This is a genomic window from Larkinella soli, from assembly GCF_003703975.1.
GTDB lineage: Bacteria > Bacteroidota > Bacteroidia > Cytophagales > Spirosomataceae > Larkinella > Larkinella soli.
Genome location: NZ_QTJY01000012.1, coordinates 21,505 through 45,880 on the forward strand (window position 1 = coordinate 21,505; position 24,376 = coordinate 45,880).

A 24,376-nucleotide genomic window follows, 5' to 3' on the forward strand; every position below is an offset into this window, starting at 1 on the left:
ATGAACTGGAAACAACAAATCGATCCGCTGGGGAACCTCGCCCTGTCCGCGCTGGTGGCTTTCCTGCCCATCGCCTTCATCTTCTGGGCGCTGATCATCCGTAAAATGAAAGGCTACCTGGCCAGCCTGCTGACGATTCTCCTGGCGATGGTGCTGGCGGTGGCGGTTTACGGCATGCCCATCCCGCTGGTTCTCTCCTCCACCCTGCACGGAGCGCTGTACGGCCTGTTCCCGATCTGCTGGATCATTCTGGGGGCGGTATTTCTGTACAACATCACGGTCGCCGGCGGCCAGTTCGAAATCATCAAGCACTTCATGGCCTCCATCACGCCCGACCGGCGGCTCCAGGCCATCATCATCGCCTTTTCGTTCGGGGCTTTTCTGGAAGGCTCGGCCGGGATGGGCGCCCCCGTCGCCATCACGGCCGCCATGCTGGTGGGGCTGGGTTTCAACCCGCTCTATGCGGCCGCGGTCTGCCTGATCGCCAACACGGCCCCGGTGGCCTTCGGCTCGGTCGGGATTCCGATCATCATTGCCTCCCACGTCTCGGACCTGCCCGAAATGGCGATTTCGCAGATGATCGGGCGGACGCTGCCCCTGCTGTCCATCGTGGTGCCGTTCTACCTCGTCACGATTATGGCGGGCGTCCGGCGCTCCCTCGACGTCATGCCCGCCATCCTGGTGGCCGGAATCACGTTCGCCGTCTTCCAGTTTCTGACGGCCAACTACCTCGGCCCCATGCTCCCCGACGTCATCGCGGGGCTGGCGTCCCTGGCGGCCATGATGATCCTGTTACGATACTGGAAACCCAAATCAGTCTGGCGGTTTAAGGAAGAACCTCCCCAGACGACGGAGGTCGGGGCGGTGTATACGCCGGGACAGATTCTGCGGGCGTGGTCGCCTTTTCTGATCATGACGCTGATGATCGTGGCCTGGGGGCTCCAGCCGGTCAAGGACGCCCTGAACTCGGTCGGCACGACCAAATTCATGATTCCGGGGCTGGCCAACGCCATCCTGAAGGCCGACGGCAGCCCGCTGCTCATCAAACCCTTCGATTTCAACTACCTGTCCAACTCCGGTCTGGCGGTGATGCTGGCCGCGCTGATTTCGATCCCGCTCATGGGGATGCGGTTCCGCGACGGCTGGCGGACGTTTCTCGACACCCTGTACCAGCTTCGCTTTCCGGCCCTGACCATCGCGTCGGTGGTGGGTTTCGCCTTCGTGGTCAACAATTCGGGGATGTCCGTCACGATGGCGATGACGCTCGCCGGCACGGGCGCCCTGTTCCCCTTCTTCTCGCCGGTGCTGGGCTGGCTGGGTGTGTTTCTGACCGGCTCCGACTCTTCGGCCAACGCCCTGTTCGGGAAGTTGCAGGCCACCTCGGCCGAAGCCATCGGCATCGATCCGCTGCTGACGGTCAGCGCGAACGCGTCGGGCGGGGTCACCGGCAAAATGATCTCCCCGCAGTCGATCGCCATCGGGACGGCCTCCGTCGGCCTGACCGGGCGCGAAGCGGAGCTGTTCCGGTTCACGGTCAAACACAGCTTCATCATGCTGGTCATCATCAGCATTATTACGACTTTACAGGCCTACGTCTTCCCATGGATTATCCCGGAATACACCCCACTGGGAACGGCCGTCACGACCACCGTTTCGGAAGCGGCACGGGGCTTTACCTACCTGCTGGTGCTGGCGCTGGCCGTGGCCCTGATCGTGGCGACGGTGCTGGTGATGAACCGGTCCAAAGTCCGGACGGCACAGCCCGTCAACCCTTAACCCAACGTTCACCCTTACCCGCTTTCGACCCATGAGCCGCCCGACCCTTGCCATCCGCGACAACCTGCGGGAGATTTATTCCGACGTCTATACCGACGAAGCCCTGGCCGCCCTGACCGCCCTCGCTCCCTTCAACCGACGCATCAAGGCCCTCATGGCCGCGCGGATGGAGCGCCGGGAAAGCCGAAGGAAGGCCCAAACCCGGATCACTTTCCTGGACCCCGAAAGCACCATTCCCGGCACCGGCATCCGGGTGCAGGACGCCCGCGACGGGCGCTTCGTGGGGGCGGTGATCCCGCCCGACCTCCGGCGGCAGTGGATTCAGGGCACCGGCCCGGCGGCCAAACCCGACGCGCCGGTCGAAAGCAGCATTCGCAACGTGGCCTACGCCCTGCTGTCGGGAGCCGACGGCTGGATGTTCGACGGCGAGGACGCGCTCGGGCAGATCACGACCATGTCGCTCGACAACCAGCGCAACCTGAAGCTGGCGATCCAACGGAACCCGGTTTTTCTGAAAGTGGCCGAACAGGTGGCCGTCGAAATGAACCGCTGGGCCGAGTCGTTCCTGGGCCGGAAAACCATCGACAACTGGGAGGAGCAGCTTAATTTTACGACGAAAATCTTCCGGGCGCGGGGCCTGCACCTCGACGACCGCCACCTGCGCGACGGCGAGGGCGTGGCGATGGCGGCTTCCATCGTGGACCTGACGCTCTATGTGGTCAATAATTACCGGGCTTTGCAGCAGGCGGGTTCGTCCGTCGTGCTGTATCTGCCCAAAATCCAGACGGCCGAAGAAGCCGGGGTCTGGAACGCCCTTCTGACCGCACTCGAAGACCACCTCGGGCTGGACGAAGGCACCATCAAAGTCTACGTGCTGGTCGAACAGCTGGAGGCTACGCACCAGCTCATGGAAATCCGGGCGGCCCTGGGCCGGCACTTCGTCGGGTTCAATACCGGCCGCTGGGATTACATCAACAGCGTATCCGACGCCCTGGCCTGGGATACCGGCTTCATCAACCCGAACATCGAAGCCATCACGATGACCTACGGCTACATGCGGAATTACGAGGACCGCGTCCGCCGGGCCGTCAACACCCCGGATATGAACGGCAATTTTGCGCTCTGGCAGGGCGGCATGGAGCCGAACATCCCAGTCGGGTCGGAAGCGGGGGTGGCGGCCGGCATGCAGAAGGCCGTTGCCGGGGCCGAACGCGAGCAGCGCGAAGGAGCCAGCGGCAAGTGGGTGGCGCATTGGAAGATGGTGCATATCGTCCGGCCGGTCTGGGAGAAAGCCGGGCAGGACAACCAGCTCGGGCGGTCGTTCCCACGGCTGACCTACACCCCATCGGACGCCGACGGCCTGATGGAACTCGAACCGGCCCCGCGCGACATCCGGGGCGCCCGCAACCTGCTGAGCGTGGCCCTGCAATACGGCAACGCCTTCGGCCAGGGCATGCAGGCGGCTGCCCTGAAACCCGCCGACTTCTTCGGCAATGACGACATTCTGTACCTGATGGAGGACATGGCGACGGGCGAAATCCGGCTGAGCATCCTCTGGGAATGGCTGCACAAGGGCGCCGTTCTGACGGAAGACGACCCCGAAACCGGCACGAAGGCGGGGGATGTGTTCTTGGAAGCCCTGTTCCGCAAACTGCTCGACGATGAATACGACAAACTGCTGAAAGCCGGCAGTAAAGACGTATTCGATGCCTCCAAAACCACTACCCTGCCGATTGCCCGCGAGATCGCCACGGTGTACGTGCTGAGTGAGGTCAAGGCCCCCTGGTTCATCGACCTGCTGAACATCAACCTCAACAACCCGGACCTGACCGAAGCCCGCCGGCGCATCGCCCTTTACATGGACACGCTACGGCAGGAAGGGAAACGAATTACCGAAAACCTTGATTTTGTCGATTCAGGAAACAAAATTTCGCTCGCGGTCGGCGGGTGAGCCGATCATCGACACTTCATCTTTCGGAACTATGCAGCACACCATCCGGCGGGAAGACGCCCTGGAGTACCACGCCAAAGGGCGTCCGGGAAAAATCGAAGTCATCCCGTCCAAGGAAACCAACACCCAGCGCGACCTGTCGCTGGCCTATTCGCCGGGCGTGGCCGAACCCTGTCTGGCCATTGCCGCCAACCCCGACGACGCCTTCAAATACACCGCCAAAGGCAATCTGGTGGCCGTCATCAGCAACGGTACCGCCGTGCTGGGGCTGGGCGACATCGGCGCGCTGGCAGGCAAGCCCGTCATGGAAGGCAAGGGGCTTCTGTTTAAAATCTACGCCGACATCGACGTCTTCGACATCGAGCTGGACACCCGCGACATCGACGAGTTTGTCCGGACGGTCAAGATTCTGGAGCCGACCTTCGGGGGAGTCAATCTCGAAGACATCAAGGCGCCCGAGTGCTTCGAGATCGAGGACCGGCTTAAAAAGCTGCTCGGCATCCCGGTCATGCACGACGACCAGCACGGCACCGCCATCGTGAGCGGGGCCGCCCTGCTGAACGCCCTCGAACTGGTGCAGAAACGCATTCAGGACGTGCGGTTCGTCATCCTGGGCGCCGGGGCTGCGGCCCTCTCCTGCGCCCGGCAGTATGTAGCCCTCGGTGCCCGGCCCGAGCACATGGTCCTGTTCGACATCAACGGCCCGCTCCGCGCCGACCGCGCCGACCTCACCGACCTGACCCGCCCCTTCGCCACCACCCGCGACATCCGGAGCCTCGAGGACGCCTTCGCCGGGGCCGACGTGTTCGTGGGGCTGTCGAAAGGCAACATCGTCGGGCCGGACCTGATCCGGGCGATGGCGAAGGACGCCATCGTGTTTGCCATGGCGAACCCGCATCCCGAAATCGGTTATCAGGACGCCATGGCCGCCCGGCCCGACCTGATCATGGCGACGGGCCGCTCCGACTATCCCAACCAGGTAAACAACGTGCTGGGCTTCCCGTACATCTTCCGGGGGGCGCTAGACGTGCGGGCCACCGAGATCAACGAGGCCATGAAACTGGCCGCCACCTACGCCCTGGCCGAACTGGCGAAAAAGCCGGTGCCCGACCTCGTCAACCTGGCGTATAATGAGCCGAATATGCTGTTCGGGCGGGATTACATCCTGCCCAAGCCCGTGGACCCGCGCCTGCTGACGACGGTGGCCCCGGCCGTCGCCAAAGCCGCCATGGCGTCGGGGGTGGCCCGGCAGCCTATCGACGACTGGGAGGGGTATGAGCAGCAGCTGGCCCGGCGCATCGGGCAGGACAATCAGATTTCGCGGGTGATCATCACGAAGGCGAAGGCCGCCCCGAAGCGGGTGGTGTTTGCGGATGCCGAAAGCCTGACGGTGCTGAAAGCCGCCCAGCAGGTGCGCGACGAGGGCATTGCCCACCCGATTCTGCTCGGCGACGTCGCCCGCATCCGGGAGCTGATCAAAACGAACAGCATCGATCTCGGGCCGGTGCCGATCCTCGACCCCCGCTCCCCCGAACAGGAGGCCCTGATCGACCGCTTCGGAGACGTTTTTTTCGAGAAGCGCAAGCGCAAGGGCATCACCGTCATCGAAGCCCGGCGGCTGATGAACTTCCGGAATTATTTCGGCGCGATGATGGTCGAGACCGGTGAGGCCGACGCCCTGATTTCGGGTCTGACCCGCAACTATCCCGACGCCATCCGGCCCGCCCTGCAGATCATCGGCAAGGATCCCAGCGTGAAGAAAGTGGCCGGGATGTACATTTTGCTGACCAAATACGGCCCGCTGTTTTTCTCCGACACGACGGTCAACTTCAACCCGACGGCCGGGGAGATCGTCGAAATCACCGAGCTGACGGCCCGCACCGTCGAGCGCTTCAACATCCGGCCCCGCGTCGCGCTGGTCACGTATTCCAACTTCGGCAGCGCGAAGGGGGAAGACGCCGAGAAGATGCACCAGGCCGTGGAGATTCTCCAGCGCAAGCACCCCGACATGATCGTAGACGGTGAAATTCAGGCACACCTGGCCTTCGATACCGACCTGCTGCGGCAGAACCACCCGTTCAGCCAGTTGGTGGAGGAAGGCGCCAACACGCTCATCTTCCCGAACCTGTCGGCGGCCAACATCGCCTACAACCTCATGCGCGAAGCCGCCGGTCTGGACGCCATCGGCCCCATCCTGCTCGGCATCCGTAAACCGGTCTACGTGCTTCAGATTGGTTCCTCCGAGCGTGAGATCGTCAACATGGTCGCCATCGCGGTGGTGGAAGCGCAGGGCGGCTGACCCCTATCGGCCGCTGAGTTCGGCGAAGGGAATGACGCCCGCCCGGCTCGCCCACTGCTCATAGAGCGCGGCCATCTGCCGGACCCGCTCCGGTTCCTGCGCGCTCCGGTCCTGCTGTTCGGTCCGGTCGGTTTTGAGGTTATAGAGTTCCCAGCGGTTTTCGGGAAATACCGACACCAGCTTCCAGTCGCCCCGGCGGACGGCCCGGTTGCCTTCGTGCTCGAAAAACAGGGCGTCGTGGCCTTTCCAGGGCCGACCCCGAAACAGCGGCACGAGGCTGATGCCTTCGGTGGGCGTGATTCTATTCCCGTAATAGCTTTCCGGATAAGTACCCCGGGCCAGGTCGAGGCAGGTCGCCATGAGGTCGATGATGTGACCCGGGCGAGCGTCGATCCGGCCCGGTTTTACAAAATTCGGCCCCCAGGCGATGAAAGGCGTGGCCGTACCGCCTTCGTACTCCCAGTGTTTGTAGAACCGGAAGGGCGTGTTGCTCAGGTGGGCGCCCCGGATGCCGTAGGCCGTAAACGAGGACGAGTCGCCCGACGGTTTTTTGCTGTTTTCGTAAATGCGGGGCAGAAAGCCGTTCGGGCCGATGTCTTCGTGGCTCGCTCCGTTGTCGGACAGAAACAGGATGACGGTGTTGCGGTCCTGCCCGGTTTCCTTCAGTTTCTGCCGAATGCGGCCGATGTTCCGGTCCATCCGGTCGATCATGGCCGCGTAGACCGCCATCTGCTCCTGCCAGCGGTTTTTTTCTTCTTCACTCACCGAATCCCAGGCCGGTATGTCCGGGTCGCGGGGTGAAAGGCGGGCGGTTTTGTCCAGAAGGCCTATCGCCTGCATCCGCCGGAAGCGTTCTTCCCGCAATTGGTCCCAACCCTTGCGGTAGGCGTTCCGGTATCCGGCGATGTCTTCGGGCAGGGCGTGCAGGGGCCAGTGCGGGGCGGTGTAGGCCAGATACAGGAAAAACGGCTGGCCCTTCGGATTTTGGTCGAGAAACTGAAGGGCGTGGTCGGTGAAGGCGTTGGTGGCGTAATAGCCCTTTTCGGGCGTATACTCCCGGTCGTCGAGGGCGAGGGTCAGCTTCTGGTTGGCGCGGTAAGGGTAGTTCCCGAAGTAGCTGCTCGCGCCGTCGATCAGCCCGAAATACCGGTCGAAGCCGCGTCGGACGGGCCAGTGTTCGCGGGCGGTGCCCACGTGCCATTTGCCGGCCATATACGTGTGGTAACCACTCCGTTTCAGGGCCTCGGCGATGGTGACGCAGTTGCGGTTCAGGTAACCCTGATAAGCCGGCTGCTTCCGCGTATTGACCATGTCACCCACCCCGGCCTGGTGCTGGTACAGCCCCGTCAGCAGCGACGCTCGGGTGGGGCAGCAGCGGGAGGCATTGTAAAACTGCGTCATGCGCAGGCCGTTTTTCGCCAGGTCGTCGAGGTTCGGCGTCCGGATTTCGGAACCGAACGGCCCGATGTCCGAGTAGCCCATGTCGTCGGCCAGGATCACGATGATATTCGGCTTCGGGTCGGGTCCGGGCACGACGGAGGAACACAGCAGCATCAGGGCCAGCGCGGCCGCCGGAAGTTTCAGGCGCATGGTTTTCAGTTTTCGGGAAACCGTTTTTTTGCCAAAAGGCGGTTTTCCAAAAAATCTATCCGGTTCAAACCAGCCGCGAATCGACTTCGAAAGGCAGGTTCTCCACGATCCGGACGGAATGTGGGAAATCGGGGTGCAGCGTATGCAGCAGATAGTTTCTCGACCGGCTCACAATGGCGGACGGAACGGAAACCGCCGGCAGATCGGGCTGTTTCAGCCAGTCCATCAGAAAGGTCTGAAGGGCGCCGTCGTGCTCATCCTGCCAGCCGGCCGGAAGGGAATCCGCAGCGATGAACCGACATTCGTCGGGCACTTCCAGAACCAGCAGATGAAACCGGGGGATGAAACCGGGATTCAGGTGCGCGATGACTTCCAGCAGGGCCAGTTCCGGCGTAGCGGACGTGTATAGAATCGGGTAGCCCCGGGGGTTCCAGCGCCCACCGGCCCGGCTCGCGCCCTCCGCCGAAAGCGGGTCGGAGATATAGGTGCTTTTGTAGAGTCGGTAAACCAGCATCGAAGGCTTGCCGGTTAAGAATAGACCCCGTACTCGATGCGGGTCAGCACATCGTCCACCAGTCGGAAACCGGTGATGGTGTTCAGTAACGCAAGGGGCGTTTGTCCGGCCAGTTCTTTCAGGGGGTAGCGCAGCCAGTCGGCCAGGGCATCGGCCCGGCCGTCGAACACCAGCAGCCCGTGAACCGCCAGATTCTCCAGCGTCAGAAGCCGCTCGGAAGCCGGTTCGTCCAGACGGCCTTCGCTGCGAAACCGGTGCAGAGTGCGTTCGGCCAGCTGAAGCAGGTTCGCCATTTCTTTTAGGGAGACGCCCAGCAACTGCGAAAGCTGGTCTACCTTCTGCGTACTTACGCCCTGGCGGGCTTTCTCGATGAGCGTCAGCGGGCTCAATGGCTCCGGCTGATAAACCGGCTCGCCCCCCGTTCGGGAAGCCGGCCGACGCCGGTGTGCCGGCCCTGAAGCACCGGATGAATGGGGACCTGTGGTTGCCATATCTCTGTTTTTTAACAAAAGTAACTGCTCTTTTACAGCTTTACAACTGCAAAAAAGCAGTTACCCTGCCTTTGGCCGCTGTCTGTCATTTTAAAATCAACTCTATTTTACTTCCAGTTCGGCCACGACGGGCAGGTGGTCGGAGGCATACTGCTCGTCGATGACGCGCGTGGAACGGGCTTTGAAACGGCCGTCCGGTTTGAACATAATGAAATCGATAGTCCGGTTCGGGTTCACGACCGGGATCGTCGGGCCGCAGTCCCGGCAGGTCCGGACAAAGGTCTTTTCCAGAAAACCGATCACCTTGCTGTCGGGCAGGGCGTTGAAGTCACCACCCAGAATGATCGGCAGGTTGGAGTTTTCAAAATGCCGGACGATGCGCTCGGCGGCCGTCAGCCGGTTCGGCTCCTTCAGGTCGAGGTGCGTACTGGCGAAGATCACCTTCTTCCCTTTCGCAATTTCGACGGTCACGGCCGCGATGGTGCGGGTTTCGCCCCCGATGACCGGGTCGACGGGCAGGATAAAGCGGGTGGAATCCAGAATCGGGAAGCGCGACAGCACGGCCACGCCGTAATCCCCGCCCTGGTGGTCAATGGCTTTGGAGAAGAAATAGTGCATGCCGGTCAGCCGGGCCAGCTCGGCGGCCTGGTGGATGCCCTTGCCCGAGCGCTCGGTGTTGACGTCGACCTCCTGCAGGGCCACGAAGTCGGGTTTTTCGGCAGTGATGACGCGGGCGATGGCCGGCACGTCGATTTTCGTTCCGGCCGAGGGCGGGTTGCAGTGGTGAATGTTGTAGGTCATCACCTTCAGCCGGCGGGTTTTTCGGGAAGCCGGCTCGCTCCCGCCGTCGCCGGCATAGGCGACGACGGACAGGGCGGCCAGCAAAAAAGAAAGGAGTTTTTTCACGGTTTCATTCAGGATATTGGGTACATAAAGACCCGGTTCAGGTCCGGGCTTTTTTTGACAGGGCGTATTTACCGACCACTTCGCCGTCGTCGCGGATCATTTTCACGTCGAGCAGCTTCGGCGTCGCGTGAACCTTGATCAGGGTCCGTTTACCCTCCAGCGGGCCGCCCCCGATCAGGATGGGATAGTTATGACTATCGTCCGGATCATGGCTGGCGTAGCGGTGCGTATGGCCCGAAATCTGGAGGTCGATCTTCGCCCGGTTCAGCACCGGCCCGAACACCTCGCGGCAGTGCATCGTGCCGTGCCAGTCGCCGGAGTGGTAGGGCGAGATATGGATCAGCACCACCCGGAAGGCCGCCTTTTTGAACTCGGGGCTTTCGACCTCCTTTTCCAGCCACTTTTTCTGGATGAGCCGGTAGCGGTCGAAGGCCGAGAGGCCGCCGTATTCCACGCTGTCGTCGGTTTTGTCCTCACCCGAGTCCAGCACGACGAACCGCACCGGTCCGCGCGTGAACGCATAGTAATACTTCTCCTCGGGGTAGGCGTAATAGCTCGGGATGTGCCGCGAGAAGCTGCCCCGGCATTCGTGGTTGCCCTGCGTCAGGATGAACGGCAGTTCGGTGGCGAAAATGTCCACGGCCGGTTTGAGCAGGTGGTCGACCATCTGGCTTTCGGACGACACCCAGTCGAAGCAGTCGCCGTTGAACACCACGAAATCGAAGTCGCGTCGGTTGCCGGTATAGCCAAGACTATAGAGCAGTTTCGGAATGGTCTGAGGCCGGTCGTGGAGGTCGTTCAGCACCACCAGCCGGCATTCTTCCTCGCCGGCAGCCGGGGTTTTCAGGTCGTACATCGGGCTGGTGAGCGTGTCGCCGAACTCCACTTTGGAGCCTTTGTAGCCCAGCACCTCCGTGGAGACGATGCGGTATTTGTGGGCCGTGCCGGGGGTGAGGCCGGTCAGCGTAATCCGGTTGATGCGGTTGTTGGCCTCGATCAGCCCGTTGTTGTAGCCGAACTCGCGTTTGCTGGTGTAGGTTCCGGCGCCGTATTCGACCCAGCTGAACGAGTTTTTGTGGGTGATCCACATGATGGTCACCGCGTCGGGGCCGAGGTTCTGGAGGTACGGCCCCACGACGAAGTGGTTTTTCTCGTCGGCCGATGCCGTCCCGGCCAGGGCCGACGCGCCCGGAACGAGGCTCAGCGCCCCCGCCCCGGCGATTTTTTCAAGAAACGAACGTCTGTCTGAAAGCATGGTGTCAGGGTTTGACCACCCCCTGCCCCTCCTTGGTAAGGAGGGGGTGGCTTCGCTGTTTTTGAATTAGCGGAGCCGTTTTCAGCGGGTAGCGGCACAAGATATTGAAGTAGTTTCCGGAACACAGCACCTCCTCCTTACCAAGGAGGAGTGAGCGGCCACTTTCCATTTCATGCGAAGCCACCCCCTCCTTACCAAGGAGGGGGCCGGGGGGTGGTTTACTCCCAGTTCGGGTTCTGCGTCAGGTTCGTATTCAGCAAACGCTCCTGTTTCGGGATCGGGTACAGGTAGTCGCGGGCTTCGTTGAACTTCTTGTTGATGTGGCCGTTGACGACGATGTTGCCGCCTTTGGCCCCGTTTTCGAGCAGGATTTCGCTGCCGAGCTTCAGGAGCTGGGCGCCCGGCACGTTCGGTTTGGTGCCCTCGTAGATGACGAGGTCGATCCTGCCGTTCTTGTCGAGGTCATACTGGCCGGGGCCAGGGAAGTACATCCCTTTGAAGGGCCGGGTCAGCAGCTGGCCTTCCTTCCAGCGGATGAGGTCGTCCCAGCGGAAGAAGTTCTCCATCACCAGTTCGATGCGCCGTTCGCGCCGGATTTCCAGAATCACGCCCGCATTGGCTCCTTTCAGGTTCGGATACATCTGGGCCTGATACGGATCGGGGTTGGCGTTGGCCGCGGCCAGACTGATGTTCGGCATCCCGACGCGGTCGCGGGTCAGTTTGGTCGAGCGGTCGAGGTCGGCCTGGGTCAGCGTTCCGCGCTCGGCCTTCGCTTCGGCGAAGTTCAGCAGCACCTCGGCATACCGGAAAATCGGCATGTCGGTGATGTCCTTGTTGAAGGTGTCCCACTTGGGAGCCGACACGAACTTGATCAGCTGGTAGCCGGTTACGGTGGCCCCGAATTCGGGCACCAGCGGGGTGTTTTCGCCGATGCGGGTGTAGCCCGGCGTCCGGATGGTCTGCGCCAGCCGCGGGTCGCGGTTCTGCACCTCCTCGGCAAACTGCATGGTTTCGTAGCCCTTGAGGTCGGTGAAGCGGGAGCCGTCGGCCATCAGATAGCTGTTGACCAGCTTCTTCTCCAGCCCCGGACGACCGTAGGAAGCCGTCATGGTGTAATAGTTCAGGTTGTGGTAGACCTGAAGTTCGTCGCTAAAATCACGGGCCAGAATGACCTCGTCCGGGATGGCGTTGTCCGACGAAAACAACCGGAGATAGGCCGTCGTGGGCGTAGCCTTGTAGATCGTGTAACCGCTGTTCTTCATGAGGTCTTCCGAAGCCGCGATGCAGGCGTCCAGAAACTTGTCGGCATTGGGCAGATTGAACTCCGTATGGTATTTCCGGAACGTGCCTTCATACAGCCCGACGCGCGACTTCAGCGCCAGGGCCGTCCATTTCGTGACGGTGTTGAGCTGCCGCGACGCATCGAGGTTGGCGATGGCATAGTCGATGTCGGCCATGACCGAGTCCATCACCATCGCGCGCGGGTCGCGGGCTTTGGTCAGCAGGGCCTCGTCGTTCACTTCGATGGTGCCCGAATACCAGGGCACGTCGCCGAAGCGCTTCACCATGCCGAAGTAGAAATACGCCCGGAAGAAGCGGGCCAGACCGTTGTATTTGGCGACCGCCCGGGCGTCGGGGCATTTGTTCGAATTCGCCAGGAAATAGTTAATGTTGCGCAGCGTGCCCCAGCTCCAGCCGCCCCCGCTCGTCGGCACCACGCGCGTGCCCTGAAGCTCGTCGCGCAGGCTGTTTTTCACCACATTGTCCACATCCTCGTTGTAGACGTCCTCCGCCGAGGGTAGGGCGTTGTAGAAGGAGTTGGTATACAGCAGCAGGTCGTTTTCCGTCTTGAAGAAGGTTTCCGGCGAAATGGCGTCCTGGGGCAGCAGGTTCAGGTCGCAGGACGACAGCCCGATCGCCATCACTATGGAAAAGATATATTTTTTCATCGGTTTGGCTATTGAATCGAATTAGAACGTGATGTTAAGACCGGCGGAGACGGTTTTCGACAGCGGGTACGTCCGGCCGTTCGTGCCGTCGCCGTCCAGCTGTTCGGGATCGATGTATTTGGTCCGCAGCGGGGTGGCCGTCAGCAGGTTTTCCCCGCTGAAATAAATCCGTGCCCGCGGGATGCGCACCTTCCGGGTCAGCGCTTCGGGAATGGTGTAACCCACCACCACGTTTTTCAGCCGCAGGTAGCCCGCGTTCTGGATGTAGCGGTCATTGGGGGCGTTCAGGTCACCGCCCGCGTTGAGGGCCGTATAGCCGCGCAGGACCGGAAAGTAGGCATCCGGGTTTTCGGGCGTCCAGACGTCCTTCTCGAAATCCGCCGGGATGAACGAATAATACGGCCGCGAATATGGGCCCCAGAACTTGTCGGCGTTGGCCCCCGGATACCAGTTCCGGCGGACGATGCCCTGCGCCAGCACCGACAGGTCGAAGCCGTTCCAGCCCGCGCCCAGGCTCAGGCCGTAGCGATACCGCGGGCGGCTGTTGCCGATGATCTTCAGGTCTCCGTGGTCGGCCAGGGTGTTGGCGCCCTGGTCGATCTTGCCGTTGCCGTCGAGGTCCACGAACTTCAGGTCACCGGCCTGGAGCTTGCTCCACTCGCCCGGGGCGCTGAGCCGCTGCCGGTTCACCAGCGTCTGGTCGACGGTGTACGACTGCGCTTCCTCGTTGGTTTTGAAATACCCGTCGATGGAGTAGCCCCAGATTTCGCCGATGGTCTGGCCCACGTAGCGGCTCGACAGAATCTTGTTCGGGTTATCGAATCTGGTGATCACCGACTTCGAATCCGACAGATTGAACGAGGCATTGTAGGTGAAGGGTTTGCCCGCTACCTTGAACTGGTCGCGCCAGGCGATGGCCAGCTCGAAGCCTTTCGTGCGAAGGTCGCCCGCGTTCTGGGTCGGCACGCCGGCGCCGTAAACCGCCGGCAGCACCCGGCCCGGCACCAGCATGTCGGTGGTGTTCCGGATGTAGGCGTCGATGGACACGTTCAGGCGGTTTTTCAGGAAGTCGGCATCCAGACCGAGGTTGGAGGTCGTGGCCTTCTCCCAGGTCAGGTCGGGCGAGATCGGGTTCGGGCTGTCGACGTAATACAGCTTCTGGCCGTTGGCGATCCAGCTCGATTGAGCCGTCGGCATGATGGAAATGTACGGGTAGAAGCTGGCCGAACTGGTGTTCGAGGGCAGCTGGTTGCCCAGCGTTCCGTAGGAGGCCCGGAGCTTCAGGTTGTTAACCACGTTACGCATCGGCTCGAAGAAGTTCTCCTCCGAAAGCCGCCAGCCGGCCGACACCGAGGGGAAGAAACCGTACCGCCGGCCTTCGCCGAAGCGGGAGGTGCCGTCATACCGGCCGTTGACTTCCAGCAGGTATTTGCCCTGGTAGTCGTAGTTCACCCGAAAAAAAGCCCCGAACAGTGAATACCGGTACGAATCCCCGCCCGAGAGCTGCTCGCCCGTTCCGAGGTTCAGGTCGTTGAGGCTTTCGGAGAGCAGGTTCTTGCGCGCGCCGAACAGCCGCTGGTGCTTTTTCGTCTCGTAGTTCATCCCCGCCGTCGCCGACACGTAATGCTTTCCAAACGTCTGATTGAACGACGTGTATAGATTGGACACATGCATCGGGTCGAACCACATCGTCTGGCGGTACTGGTCGGTGTTGTAGTTCGGCACCGTCGTCAGAATACCGGGCTGGATCGAATACTGGGCCACGGCCGAGCGGTACCAGTCGTCGGCGATGTAGAACGAGAACGAGTGGTTGGCGACCAGGTTCCAGTTTTTGGTAAAGTCGATCGTCGCTGAGTTGATGGTGGTCAGCTCGTGGATCTTCTTCTCCCCGCCGGCTACGCCCTTCAGCAGGTTGGCAAACAGCCCGTCGCCGATGGAGTAGTTGTTTTTCAGGGTGTTATAGGTAGCCGTACCGTCCGGGTTGCGCGGAGCGTAGGCAGGCAGGGCGTGTACCGTGATGGCGACGAAGTTGGCGTTGGCGCCCCCATCCAGACCCGGGTATTTGTATTTGGAGTCGAAATACTGGGTGTTGTTGCTGATCTTCAGCCAGGGCGTCAGCTGGGCGTTGATCTTGCTGCGGAGGGTGTACGACGTATACTTGTCGGTATTGGTCTTCATGATCCCCTCCTTCTCGTACATGAACCCCGACAGGAAGTAGTTGATCTTGTCGTTGCCGCCCGACAGGTTCAGGTTATGCTGGCGCGACGGCTGCACCTTCGTGAACAGCGTGTTCCACCAGTCATAGTTTCCGTAATAGTTATAGATATCTTTCCCGTTCACGTTTTTGACCACCACCCACGGCCGCGCCGGGTTTTCGGTCTTGTCGTAGCGCCGGGCCTCCAGTTCCTTATAGTCCTCCTCGGTGTAGCGCGTGTAGCTGTTGCCCGTGGCCCGGATAAAGGCCTGGTCGTTCAGCATGACGTGTTCATAGCCGTTGGTCAAAAAGTCGGTGCTGACCGTGGGCGAGGCCCAGCCGAAGTTGTTGGTGTAGGAAACGCTCGTGCGGCCGTTCTTCGCGGTTTTGGTCGTTACCAGCACCACCCCGAACGCTCCCCGCGCCCCGTAGATGGCCGAAGCCGCGGCATCCTTCAGCACCGACACCGACTCGACGTCGTTCGGGTTGATGCGGTTGATGTCGCCCGGCACCCCGTCGATCAGGACCAGCGGTCCGCCCCCGTTGATGGAGGTTTCGCCCCGGACGTTCAGACTTCCCCCCTGCCCCGGCTGGCCGGTGCTGAAGGTCACGTTCAGGTTCGGAATCATCCCCTGCAGAATCTGCGACATGTTGTTCACCGGCCGGTTTTCGAGGTCTTTGGCCTGCACCTGCGAGACGGCGCCCGTCAGGTTCACCTTCTTCTGCGTCCCGTACCCGACCACCACCAGTTCTTCCAGCGTCTTGCTGTCGGTGATCAGCGTCACGTTCACCGCCGTCCGGTTGCCCACGGCCACCTCCTGCGACTGATAGCCCACGAAGCTGAATACCAGCACCGCCTGGCCGTTGGGCACCGAAATTTCGTAGTTACCGCCGGCGTCCGTGGTGGTGCCGCGGGTGGTACCTTTCAGCACGACACTGACGCCCGCCAGCGGCCCCTTGTCGTCCGCAACGCTGCCTTTCACCCGGATGTCCTGCGTCAGATACCGCTGCATCTTCTCTTCCAGCGAGGGCAGGTTCGACTCCAGCGCCCGGCTGCGGTCGCGCGCCAGCACGATCTGCTCGTTGATGACCCGGTAGGTGATGCCGCGGGGCAGGAGCAGCTGGTCCAGCACCTTCGAGAGTTTCTGGTTCTTCACCGCGATGGAAACCGGCTCCGCCAGCGACACCCGGCTGCTGTACACAAACTTCGTATTGGCTTTTTCCTGAATCTGTTCCAGGGCTTCCCTGAGCGTAACGTTCGTGAGATGAAGCGTCATATCCTTACTCAGGATCGACTGTGCCGCAATGTCGCGGGCGTTGGCAAAGCCCGCCAGCAACACGGCAAGTGTCCATTGAAGTAATCCGATACGCATGATTTTTCGCCAGTCAACGGACTTGTTTGGGATGGGAATTTGCATACTTTTGGTTGTCTGATAGTTGAGAGCTGTTGGATACGAACCACCCTCCCCACCGGTGGCACGGTGCGAAAGGGGCGGAAATCAGGCCGGGGGTGGTGGCACACTCCCGGTTTTCTGTTTTCTACGGAGGCAGCGGGTAGCGGTTTTCCATGCCGTTCGGGTTATAGTGAAAGCGATATAGTTTTAGGGTTCACAGGGCAGCCCGTCCAGCACGATCACGTTACCGGTCATCGTATACGTTGCATCCAGCGCCGTGCAGAGCATCTCCAGAATCAGCGGCAGCGACTGGCGCTCGAAGTCGGCGCTGACCCGGCACCGGCCCAGCTTCGGGTTCGAGAGCCGGAACCGCACGTTGAAGCGTTTCTCCAGCTGCGCAACCGCCTGATCCAGTGGCGTTTCGCTGAACACGATGGACACCGGCTCGTAGATTTCCTTCCGAACCTGCGCCGGAATGGCCGAGGCCGTCAGCCGCCGGGAGTCGGTTTCGAATACCGCCTGCTCCTGCGGTTTCAGAATCACCTGCTGCGCCTGCCGGCGGCTGTCGGGCGCGCTCACCTCTACCCGCCCCGTCACGACCGCGATCCGGAACACCCGGCGTGCGGCCGGCGCATTGACGTTGAAGCTCGTGCCCAGCACCCGGATCTGCATCTCCCCGCTCCGGATGAAAAAGGGCCGCGTTTTATCCTTTTGGATATCGAAAAAGCCCTCCCCCGAGAACGACACCCGGCGCCGGTCCGGCTCGAACGTCTTCGGGTAGGCGATGGCGGCCCCCCGCTGCATCCAAACCGAGCTGCCGTCGGGCAGGCGGTGCAGCACCGGCCGCGGCTTGCGGTTGACGAACTGAACCACCTCCGCCGGGGCGGCTTTCGGGGCCGTCAGGGCTGGAACCGGCCGGTCGGCGAGGGTGGCCGCGTGGCGGTTGACCGTATACCGCCAGGCGATGAACACGCCCAGCGCCAGCAGCACCGAAGCCGCCAGACCCGTCAGCCGGCCCGAACCGAGCCAAAACGTCCGCACGGGCGGCTCCTCCTCCGTTTGCAGTTGCTCCCGGATGCTGCGGAACGTTTCGTCCTTCAGCTGCCGCTGCTCGGTCTCGGGCAGCGAGCCAAGAAAATCGGGCGGGCCGTCGAGCGACGCGAACCAGGCCTCCACCTGCGCCCGTTCCTCGTCGGTGCATTGGTTCCGGAGGTATTTATCCAGCAACTGGGGAGAGATACGCGGTGGCGGCATGGTCGGGCAGGTGGTTCTGCCCTGAAGTCGCGCGCCGAAGCGCCGACCCTTAGTCGGGTTGAAAAAATTTTCGGGAAGGGCCGGCATGACCCGCCATCGGAGGTTTGGCGCCGGCGGTTCGGTCGAACCCGCCGGTTATCGACTCGGGCTACGGGACGAAAAACCGGAAGTTTACCTTCGCAGCGATCATCCGATCCATTTAATATTTAAACAACAGAAACGATGAACCTTGCAAAACGATTGGGCGCCACGGCCCTGTGTGCCCTGCTTTTAGGCTTCTTCTCCTGCGAGAACCATACCGTCCTCCCGTCCGAACCCGCTCCAGGCCCGGCTCCGGTCTCCGGCGCTCCGGAAGCATCCGACATCCCGGTCGCCAAAAAGTACCTCCTGACTGAATTTTCAAGCTATAAGCTTACCTACAACCGGGAAAGCAAAATCACTAAGATCAGTACCGGTAATCAGTATTTCCAGGTAGAATACGGCAACGGATGGACGGCCGTCACGTTGTTCAGCGATCAGGTGAAAAGTTATAAGGAAGTTTTTGATCTCAATGCGAAGGGTCTGTCCCACCAGGCCAGAGTCTATAAGTTTAACGATCCGGGCGCCTTACCGCAACTCATCGAAACCCGCAATTATCATTACGACGGTGCCGGCAAACTGGTTCAGATGACGTATAAAGACGTTCCCAACAAGCGGGTCCAGATTTATTATGACGCCAACGGTGACCTGAGCCGGGAGGAATGGTACAACGCGCAGAATTTCAAGACGCTGGAGTTCACCTACGCCTACGAACTACCCGGGAAGCCGCGGAAAACGGATCGCATCCCGACGGATTACGCCTATTCTTTCGCCGGTGACGGTATTTTCGTTCCCCTCTTCGGCGTCACGCATAAACACCTCGTGCAGCGACGTACCCTCAAAAGCTTCTGGACCAACTCGATCCATCATGATGAAATCTTTGCGTATACCCTCAACGCAGACGGTTTTCCCGAGAGCTACAAGGTGTTTGACGTGCTGGATAACATCTGGCGGCAGGACCCGGTCCTCTACAAGTATTCCATCAACTGAGCCTACCCGACCTGCCCGTCTTTGAAAATGCGTAAAATGTCGGTATCATTACCGACATTTTACGCATTTTTATGAAAAGCAGGACAACCAAAACCGCCGGTGCATCGGGGAAGTCAGGCCCGGATGCTTTACCGCCCGCCCTGCTGCCGACCGGCCCGACCGTAAGGGTTCTGCCGGAGGCCGCCGGTCCCTTCGAACTGATCGCCCGGTCGCGGTCGGGCGTGGGGCATGCGGAGGTGCGGGAACTGGCGGCCCTGCTCGACCTGACCATCCGGGAGTTTGCGGTGCTTCTGGCGATGAACGAGCGCACGATGGCCCGCCGGCTGGTGAGCGGTTCGCTCAACAAGGTGGAATCCGAACGGCTGCTGCTGCTGAAGGCTCTGGCGTCCCACGGTCTGCGGGTGTTCGAGGATCAGGGGAAATTCAATCGCTGGCTGCGCCGGCCCCTGGAGATTCTCGACGGCCAGTCGCCCCTGCAGCTGCTCGACACGGCCACGGGCTTTCAGGTAGTCGATCAGATTCTGGGCCGGATCGAATACGGCGTTTACAGTTAAGCGATGGCGCTCGTCTACCGGATTCAGAAACGTCAGTTCGTCGATTCCATCCTAAGCGGAGAAGGTGCCCGGCTCAACGGCGGCCGGTGGAACCCGCCCGGCACCCCGCTGATTTATACCTCCACTACCCCTGAACTGGCCCTGCTCGAAACGCTGGTGCATCTGAACGGCACCCCGCTTCGGGACTTGCCGCCCTTCGTCCGGGTCACCATCGAACTGCCGGAGGCCATTGAAGTGATTCCGGCAACCGACCTGCCGGCGGGTTGGAATACCCTGAAGTATGAAACTGAAATCCCGGTTTTTCTCCGGCCGAAGCTGACGCCGACTTATCCGGCCCTGGCTTTCTCGGTCCCTTCGGTCATCATCCGCGATTCCCCCTCCCGGAACATCCTGATCAATCCGCTGCACCCGCTGATCGCGCAGGTGAAGGTGGTGGAGGTGGTTCCGCACGGTTTCGACGAGCGGCTCAGCAGAGGGGAATAAGCAGCAGCGCGTAGACGAAATGTTCGCGGAGGTAGCTTTTCAGGGTCTGGAGCGCCCGGGTGATGTGCTGTTCGACGGTTTTTTCGGAAATGGATAACTGCCCGGCAATCTCCCGGTTGGAATTGCCCTGGCGGCTCAGCAGAAACACTTCGCGGCATTTGGGCGGCAATTGGCCGAGGCCCTGTTCGTAGCGGTTCTGAAGGTCGGCGGTCAGGACGGGCTGGTCGGTCAGGGCCGACGAGGCCTCGTGCCGGATTTCCCACTGGTCGTAGTGAAACCGGCGGGTATATTCCTTACGATAATGGGAAATAATCTGGTTTTTGACACTCGAAAACAGGTAAGACCGGCACGATTCAACGGCCGCGCGGTGCCGCTGCTGCCAGACGGAGACGAACACCTCCTGCACGATCTCCTGGGCCGCAAACCGGTCGTTCAGCCTGCTGTAGGCAAAGTTGAACAACAGGCGAAAATACCGGTCGTACAGTTCTGCAAACGCCGATTCGTCACCGTTTTCGCAGATCGACTTCAGGATGTCTTCATCGGAAAAGCTGCAATACGTCGAGTTCATAAGCTGAATCTCCTGGGAACGTAGGTCCGGACTTGCTGATTCACTTTACAAAATTCGGTCGATTTTACCTTTAATTCCCCATTTCTCCATTAAGGAATCGAACAGTTTTCACCGGGATGGTAATAAAAATTTAACGGCCTTATCTGGACTTTTTCACCGTTTTTGACGGCTCGGCGGCCTGTCTCGGCGGTTCGGCCCGACGCAGGAACGCCACCAGGTCCAGCACCTCCCCGTCCGACAGCGTGTTGAACAGCCCCGGCGGCATCATCGACACCGGCGTTACCTCCCGTGACTGAATATCCGACTTGTTCAGCACCACGGCGTCCTGCCCCACCACCCGGAGCGTCAGCCGACGGTCGGTTTCGCCGGTCACGTTGCCGGAGAAGGTGCGGCCGTCGCGCGTCGTCACGACCACCATCCGGTAATCGTCCTGAATCTCCCCGCTCGGATTCAGCACGTTAAAGAGGAGATACTCCACATTGCCCCGGTTCGAGCCGGTCAGGTCGGGGCCGATGCTGCCGCCCTCGCCGAACATTTTGTGACACGGCCCGCAGGTCCGCTGGAACAGCACCCGGCCCTTTTCCGGGCTGGCCTCCGCCACCGCCTTATCGGTCAGCAGGCGCCGGTATTTCTTATAGGCCACCTCGTCCACCTCACTCTGCTCGATGGGGCCGTAGACCTCCACAAAACCGCTCCCGACGACCCGCAGCAGCTGCCGGGCCGCGTAGGTCGGCACGTCCTTCTTCGGCACGCTGTTATCTTTCAGGGCCTGCGTCAGCATCCAGCCGTACTTCGGCCGCGACGACATCGTCTGCACGGCCAGCAGCTTTTCGGAGGCCGTGAGGGTCGGGTATTTGGTGAGAATCAGTTTGCCGAGGGCATCGCTGTCATACCCGGCCACGGCCCGGATGGCGTCCGGGCGCAGGCTGGGGTCACCGAGCAGGGCGGGCAGTTCGGCGGTCAGTTCCGGCCGTTTGCGGGCTGCCAGCGTCTGGAGCGCCAGCCGGCGCTGTTCCACCGGCGCGTTTCGGTCTTTTACCGTCGCCAGCAGCTTCCGGCTCACCTCCGTATCCCCGAACAGCTGGGCGATCTCCCCGCCGAGTTTGGACGCACCCGGCCCGGCGGTTTTCAGTCGGGCATACAGGGCGGTCCAGCCGGCCGGGGCCGTCAGGTCGGTGCGGCCCTCCAGCCCGTCGCGCAGCCCTTCCAGCATGGCCGTCGACGGTTTTGCGGTCTGCCCGAGGGCGGCCACCACCGTGTTCAGCTGGTCGGCGTCGACGGTCCGGCGGGCGATGAACCGCGCCACCATCGGAATCCGGCTGCCGCCGGCGAGCGCCAGCGCCCGGTTCGGGTTTTCCTTCACGAGCGGCTCGGTGCCGAACCAGATCATTTTCGGGAGATTATGGTCGTCGACGTCTTCGGCATGGCTCATCAGCCCCTCGGCGATCTGCCAGCGCGACTCACCCGGAACCCGCTGGAGGGCGGAGGCCAGATACAGCCGCACCACCGGCGAGGGGTCCTGTTTCGCCAGGCGGGCAAAAGCCGCCAGGGCGTCGGCCGAGGGCGCCCGGTCTTCGCAGAGCAGCTGGATGGCCCAGGCCCGCACGTAGGGGTCGGCGTCGGTCAGTGACTGTTCGAGGGCCTTCGGCGCAAAGCCGTTGGTGACGTGCAGCGACCACATGGCCCGCAGCCGCTGGTCGGGGGCGCCGGTTTTGAAGAGGCTGCGGAGCCGCTCGTGGGTCCGGGCGTCGAGTTGGCCCGAAGCCGCCCGGTGTTGCAGGATCACCCGCGCCCGGCGGGCGTGCCAGTCGCTTTTGCTCGTCTGAAAATCGACCAGCTGCTGGTCGCTCATTTTGGAAAGGTCGGCATACCGCCCCTCGAAGTTTTCGGCCGCCGACTGCTCGGGCACCGTGCGGAAGATGCGGCCGGTTTCGCCGTTCAGCACCTCCTTGCCGCAGATGTCGGCGTCGTGCCAGTCGAGGACATACAGCCCGCCGTCCGGCCCGATCTCGACGCTGAAGCCCACCCACTGGGCGTTGTTGGCCGTCAGAAAATCGTCGCCGTGGTGGCCCACGAAGCCGGAGCCTTTCGGTTCGAGAATGTCCGACAGGATGGCGTGTTCGTGGATATTGGCCATGAACACCCGGCCCTGATGCTCTTTCGGGAAGGCGTCGGACTGGTACACCCGCGCCCCGCCGTGGGCCGAGCGGTGGCTGTGGTCGGCAATGGTCCGGATGTCGCTGTAGACGTAGGGGTTAAAGTGCTGCCCGCCCTGCCGGTGGTAGATGCCGCCCGGGATGACGTGCCAGAGGTGCGGGATCACGCAGGCGCTCATCACGAACTGCCCTTTGGCGTCGTAGTCGATGCCCCAGGGGTTGCTGAAGCCGTGGGCTACCACCTCGAAGCGGTCCTTGACGGGGTGATACCGCCAGACCCCGCCGTTGATGTCGACGCCCTCGCCCTGCAGAATGTCTTCGGGGAACGGGTCCCTGTGTTTATACAGCTTTCCCTTCCCGACCGGCTTGCGGACTTTGGAGGGCGTGGCAAAACCCTGGAGGCCGTAGAGCCAGCCGTCCGGCCCCCAGTGGAAGCTGTTGAGCGTTTCGTGGCGGTCGCGGATGCCCCAGCCGGTCAGACGCACTTCGATGTCCTTCTCGTCGGCCACGTCGTCGCCGTTGCGATCGGGCACGAACAGCAGGTTGGGCGGAGCGCCGAGGAACAGCCCGCCGAAGCCGACGGCCATCGCGGCCGGGAACGGGATGCTGTCCAGAAACACCTTCCGGCTGTCGGCCACGCCGTCGTAGTTGCTGTCTTCAAGAATTAGGATGCGGCTGTTGCCGGCATTGGAGAAGCCGTGTCCGCGGGATTCGTAGTCGCGGTTTTCGGCCACCCACAGGCGGCCCCGATCATCCCAGCAGAAGGCCATCGGCTGGGTAATCATGGGCTCGGAGGCCCAGACGTTGGTTTTGAAGCCGGGCAGCAGGGTCATGCTTTTGACGGCTTCCCCGGGCGTCAGGAACTTGGCCTGGAGGGCTTCCTGCTGGGCGATGCCCCAGAGGGCCGCCGTGGAGTTGACCCCGCTGAAGGCGCTCCAGGTGTTGGTCAGTTCGACGTCGTTCAGGTCGCCGGTATAAATAACCAGTTGGTGTTTAATGACTTCGGTATCGCCGGCTTTGATGGTCCAGCCGCCGTTCCGGGCGCGGGCCGGGCCGATGCCGAGCTGCCCGTCGACCCGCCAGAGGGTCGGGTAGTTGCGGTTTTCGGGGTGTTCGAAGACGGCGATGTGCGCCCGGTCGGAACGGCCGTCCACCTGAAGGCCGACGTCGACCCACATAGCCCGCTGCCCTTCGGCCTTTTCGTTCTTCTGCCGGGCCGCGTTGATTACCTCGCCCTTCATGCCTTCGCGCCAGGGCATCCGCACGAACAGCCCGCCGTAGTCGTACTTCCCGACGGTCACCTCGGTTTTGGCCTCGCCGTTCCATTCCAGGTCCAGCAGGTAGCGGCCGTTCTGCTCGCGCATGGCCCAGTTCTGCGTTTCGGTCATCACGGCCCGGCCGGTGGAGTCGAGCATTTCGTAAACGGTCTGCCAGCGCACCTCCGGCCCCGTGGCCTTCACGACTTTGGCCGACACCCGGCGCCAGTAATCGCCCTGCGGATGGTGGAAATAGTCGCGGCCGTTGATGCGGGTGAAGCCGGTGTAGATACCGGTCTGGTGTTTATGGTGACCGGGGCTGTATTCGGTCAGGAGGCCCTTGCCGTCGGGGGCGATGAGGGGGTGGAGATAAGGCCGGAAGTCCGGTTTGGCGTTCTGGGTCAGGATCGGCTCTTTGCCACCGACCCGGAGGACGGAGATGGTGCCCGCTTTTTCGTCCTGTACCAGCCGCAGGCCGGCCTTCTCGTCGGAGCCGAAGCCGCCGGCGTATTTGGAAATCCAGCCGAGGCTGAAAACGATCAGGACGAGAGATAGAAAAACGGCTTTCATGAACGTCAGGGTTTGGGCGTCCCGGAGGCTGGCTGTCCGGAAATCGCAATATACCTAAAAGCCTATTTTTTCCCGTCCTAATCTAACGGGTTTTTCCAAGGGTCGAAAGGATAAGCCTGTACTTAACTCGCCAAGAGGTGGATTGAAG

At 61.7% G+C, this 24,376-nt stretch carries 16 protein-coding genes; 6 read left to right on the plus strand and 10 right to left on the minus strand.

Annotation, left to right across the window (positions count from 1 at the left end; all coding sequences use genetic code 11):
* Genes DX909_RS19780 through DX909_RS19790 form a run of 3 tightly spaced genes read left to right on the plus strand, consistent with a single transcriptional unit; the run spans window position 1 to window position 6,026 of the window.
* Entirely contained in the window at window positions 1-1,776 is a 1,776-nt protein-coding gene (locus DX909_RS19780; RefSeq protein ID WP_128546949.1) for an L-lactate permease, read from the plus strand.
* A gap of 31 nt (window positions 1,777-1,807) precedes the next feature.
* Window positions 1,808-3,727: an aldolase/citrate lyase/malate synthase family protein gene (locus DX909_RS19785; protein ID WP_128546950.1), complete on the plus strand. Its 1,920-nt coding sequence runs from the start codon at window positions 1,808-1,810 to the stop codon at window positions 3,725-3,727.
* 31 nt (window positions 3,728-3,758) lie between these two features.
* A complete protein-coding gene (locus tag DX909_RS19790) occupies window positions 3,759-6,026 on the plus strand; it encodes an NADP-dependent malic enzyme (protein WP_128546951.1) in 2,268 nt (755 codons plus the stop codon).
* A gap of 3 nt (window positions 6,027-6,029) precedes the next feature.
* On the opposite strand, the gene DX909_RS19795 is transcribed toward DX909_RS19790, so the two are convergent.
* The 8 genes from DX909_RS19795 to DX909_RS19830 all read right to left on the minus strand — a co-directional run bounded on the left by DX909_RS19795 (window position 6,030) and on the right by DX909_RS19830 (window position 17,573).
* Window positions 6,030-7,616: an arylsulfatase gene (locus DX909_RS19795; RefSeq protein WP_164851346.1), complete on the minus strand. Its 1,587-nt coding sequence runs from the start codon at window positions 7,614-7,616 to the stop codon at window positions 6,030-6,032.
* Between the two features lie 64 nt (window positions 7,617-7,680).
* Complete coding sequence (locus tag DX909_RS19800; RefSeq protein WP_128546952.1) at window positions 7,681-8,130, minus strand: RES family NAD+ phosphorylase; 450 nt, start codon at window positions 8,128-8,130, stop codon at window positions 7,681-7,683.
* Between the two features lie 14 nt (window positions 8,131-8,144).
* Complete coding sequence (locus tag DX909_RS19805; RefSeq protein WP_128546953.1) at window positions 8,145-8,621, minus strand: Xre family toxin-antitoxin system antitoxin; 477 nt, start codon at window positions 8,619-8,621, stop codon at window positions 8,145-8,147.
* A gap of 102 nt (window positions 8,622-8,723) precedes the next feature.
* A complete protein-coding gene (locus DX909_RS19810; protein ID WP_229311114.1) occupies window positions 8,724-9,527 on the minus strand; it encodes an endonuclease/exonuclease/phosphatase family protein in 804 nt (267 codons plus the stop codon).
* 37 nt (window positions 9,528-9,564) lie between these two features.
* Window positions 9,565-10,782 (minus strand): purple acid phosphatase family protein, encoded by a 1,218-nt coding sequence (locus DX909_RS19815; RefSeq protein ID WP_128546954.1) that lies wholly within the window; start codon window positions 10,780-10,782, stop codon window positions 9,565-9,567.
* A 218-nt stretch (window positions 10,783-11,000) separates the two neighbouring features.
* Window positions 11,001-12,731, minus strand: coding sequence for a RagB/SusD family nutrient uptake outer membrane protein (locus DX909_RS19820; protein ID WP_128546955.1), 1,731 nt, complete (start codon window positions 12,729-12,731; stop codon window positions 11,001-11,003).
* A 21-nt stretch (window positions 12,732-12,752) separates the two neighbouring features.
* The gene (locus DX909_RS19825; protein WP_229311115.1) at window positions 12,753-16,298 is read right to left on the minus strand and encodes a TonB-dependent receptor; all 3,546 of its coding nucleotides are present in this window, start codon (window positions 16,296-16,298) and stop codon (window positions 12,753-12,755) included.
* Between the two features lie 228 nt (window positions 16,299-16,526).
* Window positions 16,527-17,573: a FecR family protein gene (locus tag DX909_RS19830; RefSeq protein ID WP_128546957.1), complete on the minus strand. Its 1,047-nt coding sequence runs from the start codon at window positions 17,571-17,573 to the stop codon at window positions 16,527-16,529.
* Window positions 17,574-17,795: 222 nt separating this feature from the next.
* Between DX909_RS19830 and DX909_RS19835 the strand changes: the two genes are divergently transcribed.
* The 3 genes from DX909_RS19835 (at window position 17,796) to DX909_RS19845 (ending at window position 19,678) form a co-directional block, all read left to right on the plus strand.
* The gene (locus DX909_RS19835; protein ID WP_128546958.1) at window positions 17,796-18,641 is read left to right on the plus strand and encodes a DUF4595 domain-containing protein; all 846 of its coding nucleotides are present in this window, start codon (window positions 17,796-17,798) and stop codon (window positions 18,639-18,641) included.
* Between the two features lie 71 nt (window positions 18,642-18,712).
* Window positions 18,713-19,195, plus strand: a complete 483-nt coding sequence (locus tag DX909_RS19840; RefSeq protein ID WP_128546959.1) for an Xre family toxin-antitoxin system antitoxin — start codon at window positions 18,713-18,715, stop codon at window positions 19,193-19,195.
* Between the two features lie 3 nt (window positions 19,196-19,198).
* Complete coding sequence (locus DX909_RS19845) at window positions 19,199-19,678, plus strand: RES family NAD+ phosphorylase (RefSeq protein ID WP_128546960.1); 480 nt, start codon at window positions 19,199-19,201, stop codon at window positions 19,676-19,678.
* Here the strand turns inward: DX909_RS19845 and DX909_RS19850 are convergent.
* Together DX909_RS19850 and DX909_RS19855 are read right to left on the minus strand one after the other, a co-directional pair.
* Window positions 19,662-20,246, minus strand: coding sequence for an RNA polymerase sigma factor (locus DX909_RS19850; RefSeq protein WP_128546961.1), 585 nt, complete (start codon window positions 20,244-20,246; stop codon window positions 19,662-19,664). The genes DX909_RS19845 and DX909_RS19850 overlap by 17 nt on opposite strands.
* A 139-nt stretch (window positions 20,247-20,385) precedes the next feature.
* Entirely contained in the window at window positions 20,386-24,228 is a 3,843-nt protein-coding gene (locus DX909_RS19855) for a PVC-type heme-binding CxxCH protein (RefSeq protein ID WP_128546962.1), read from the minus strand.
* Window positions 24,229-24,376: the final 148 nt, after the last annotated feature.

Bases quoted from the DNA above. Each gene is read 5' to 3' on its own strand.
- DX909_RS19830 (WP_128546957.1), bottom strand. From the start codon at position 17,573: ATGCCGCCACCGCGTATCTCTCCCCAGTTGCTGGATAAATACCTCCGG.
- DX909_RS19845 (WP_128546960.1), top strand. From the start codon at position 19,199: ATGGCGCTCGTCTACCGGATTCAGAAACGTCAGTTCGTCGATTCCATC.
- DX909_RS19820 (WP_128546955.1), bottom strand. From the start codon at position 12,731: ATGAAAAAATATATCTTTTCCATAGTGATGGCGATCGGGCTGTCGTCC.
- DX909_RS19855 (WP_128546962.1), bottom strand. From the start codon at position 24,228: ATGAAAGCCGTTTTTCTATCTCTCGTCCTGATCGTTTTCAGCCTCGGC.
- DX909_RS19815 (WP_128546954.1), bottom strand. From the start codon at position 10,782: ATGCTTTCAGACAGACGTTCGTTTCTTGAAAAAATCGCCGGGGCGGGG.
- DX909_RS19790 (WP_128546951.1), top strand. From the start codon at position 3,759: ATGCAGCACACCATCCGGCGGGAAGACGCCCTGGAGTACCACGCCAAA.
- DX909_RS19795 (WP_164851346.1), bottom strand. From the start codon at position 7,616: ATGCGCCTGAAACTTCCGGCGGCCGCGCTGGCCCTGATGCTGCTGTGT.
- DX909_RS19800 (WP_128546952.1), bottom strand. From the start codon at position 8,130: ATGCTGGTTTACCGACTCTACAAAAGCACCTATATCTCCGACCCGCTT.
- DX909_RS19780 (WP_128546949.1), top strand. From the start codon at position 1: ATGAACTGGAAACAACAAATCGATCCGCTGGGGAACCTCGCCCTGTCC.
- DX909_RS19805 (WP_128546953.1), bottom strand. From the start codon at position 8,621: ATGGCAACCACAGGTCCCCATTCATCCGGTGCTTCAGGGCCGGCACAC.
- DX909_RS19835 (WP_128546958.1), top strand. From the start codon at position 17,796: ATGAACCTTGCAAAACGATTGGGCGCCACGGCCCTGTGTGCCCTGCTT.
- DX909_RS19785 (WP_128546950.1), top strand. From the start codon at position 1,808: ATGAGCCGCCCGACCCTTGCCATCCGCGACAACCTGCGGGAGATTTAT.
- DX909_RS19825 (WP_229311115.1), bottom strand. From the start codon at position 16,298: ATGCGTATCGGATTACTTCAATGGACACTTGCCGTGTTGCTGGCGGGC.
- DX909_RS19840 (WP_128546959.1), top strand. From the start codon at position 18,713: ATGAAAAGCAGGACAACCAAAACCGCCGGTGCATCGGGGAAGTCAGGC.
- DX909_RS19850 (WP_128546961.1), bottom strand. From the start codon at position 20,246: ATGAACTCGACGTATTGCAGCTTTTCCGATGAAGACATCCTGAAGTCG.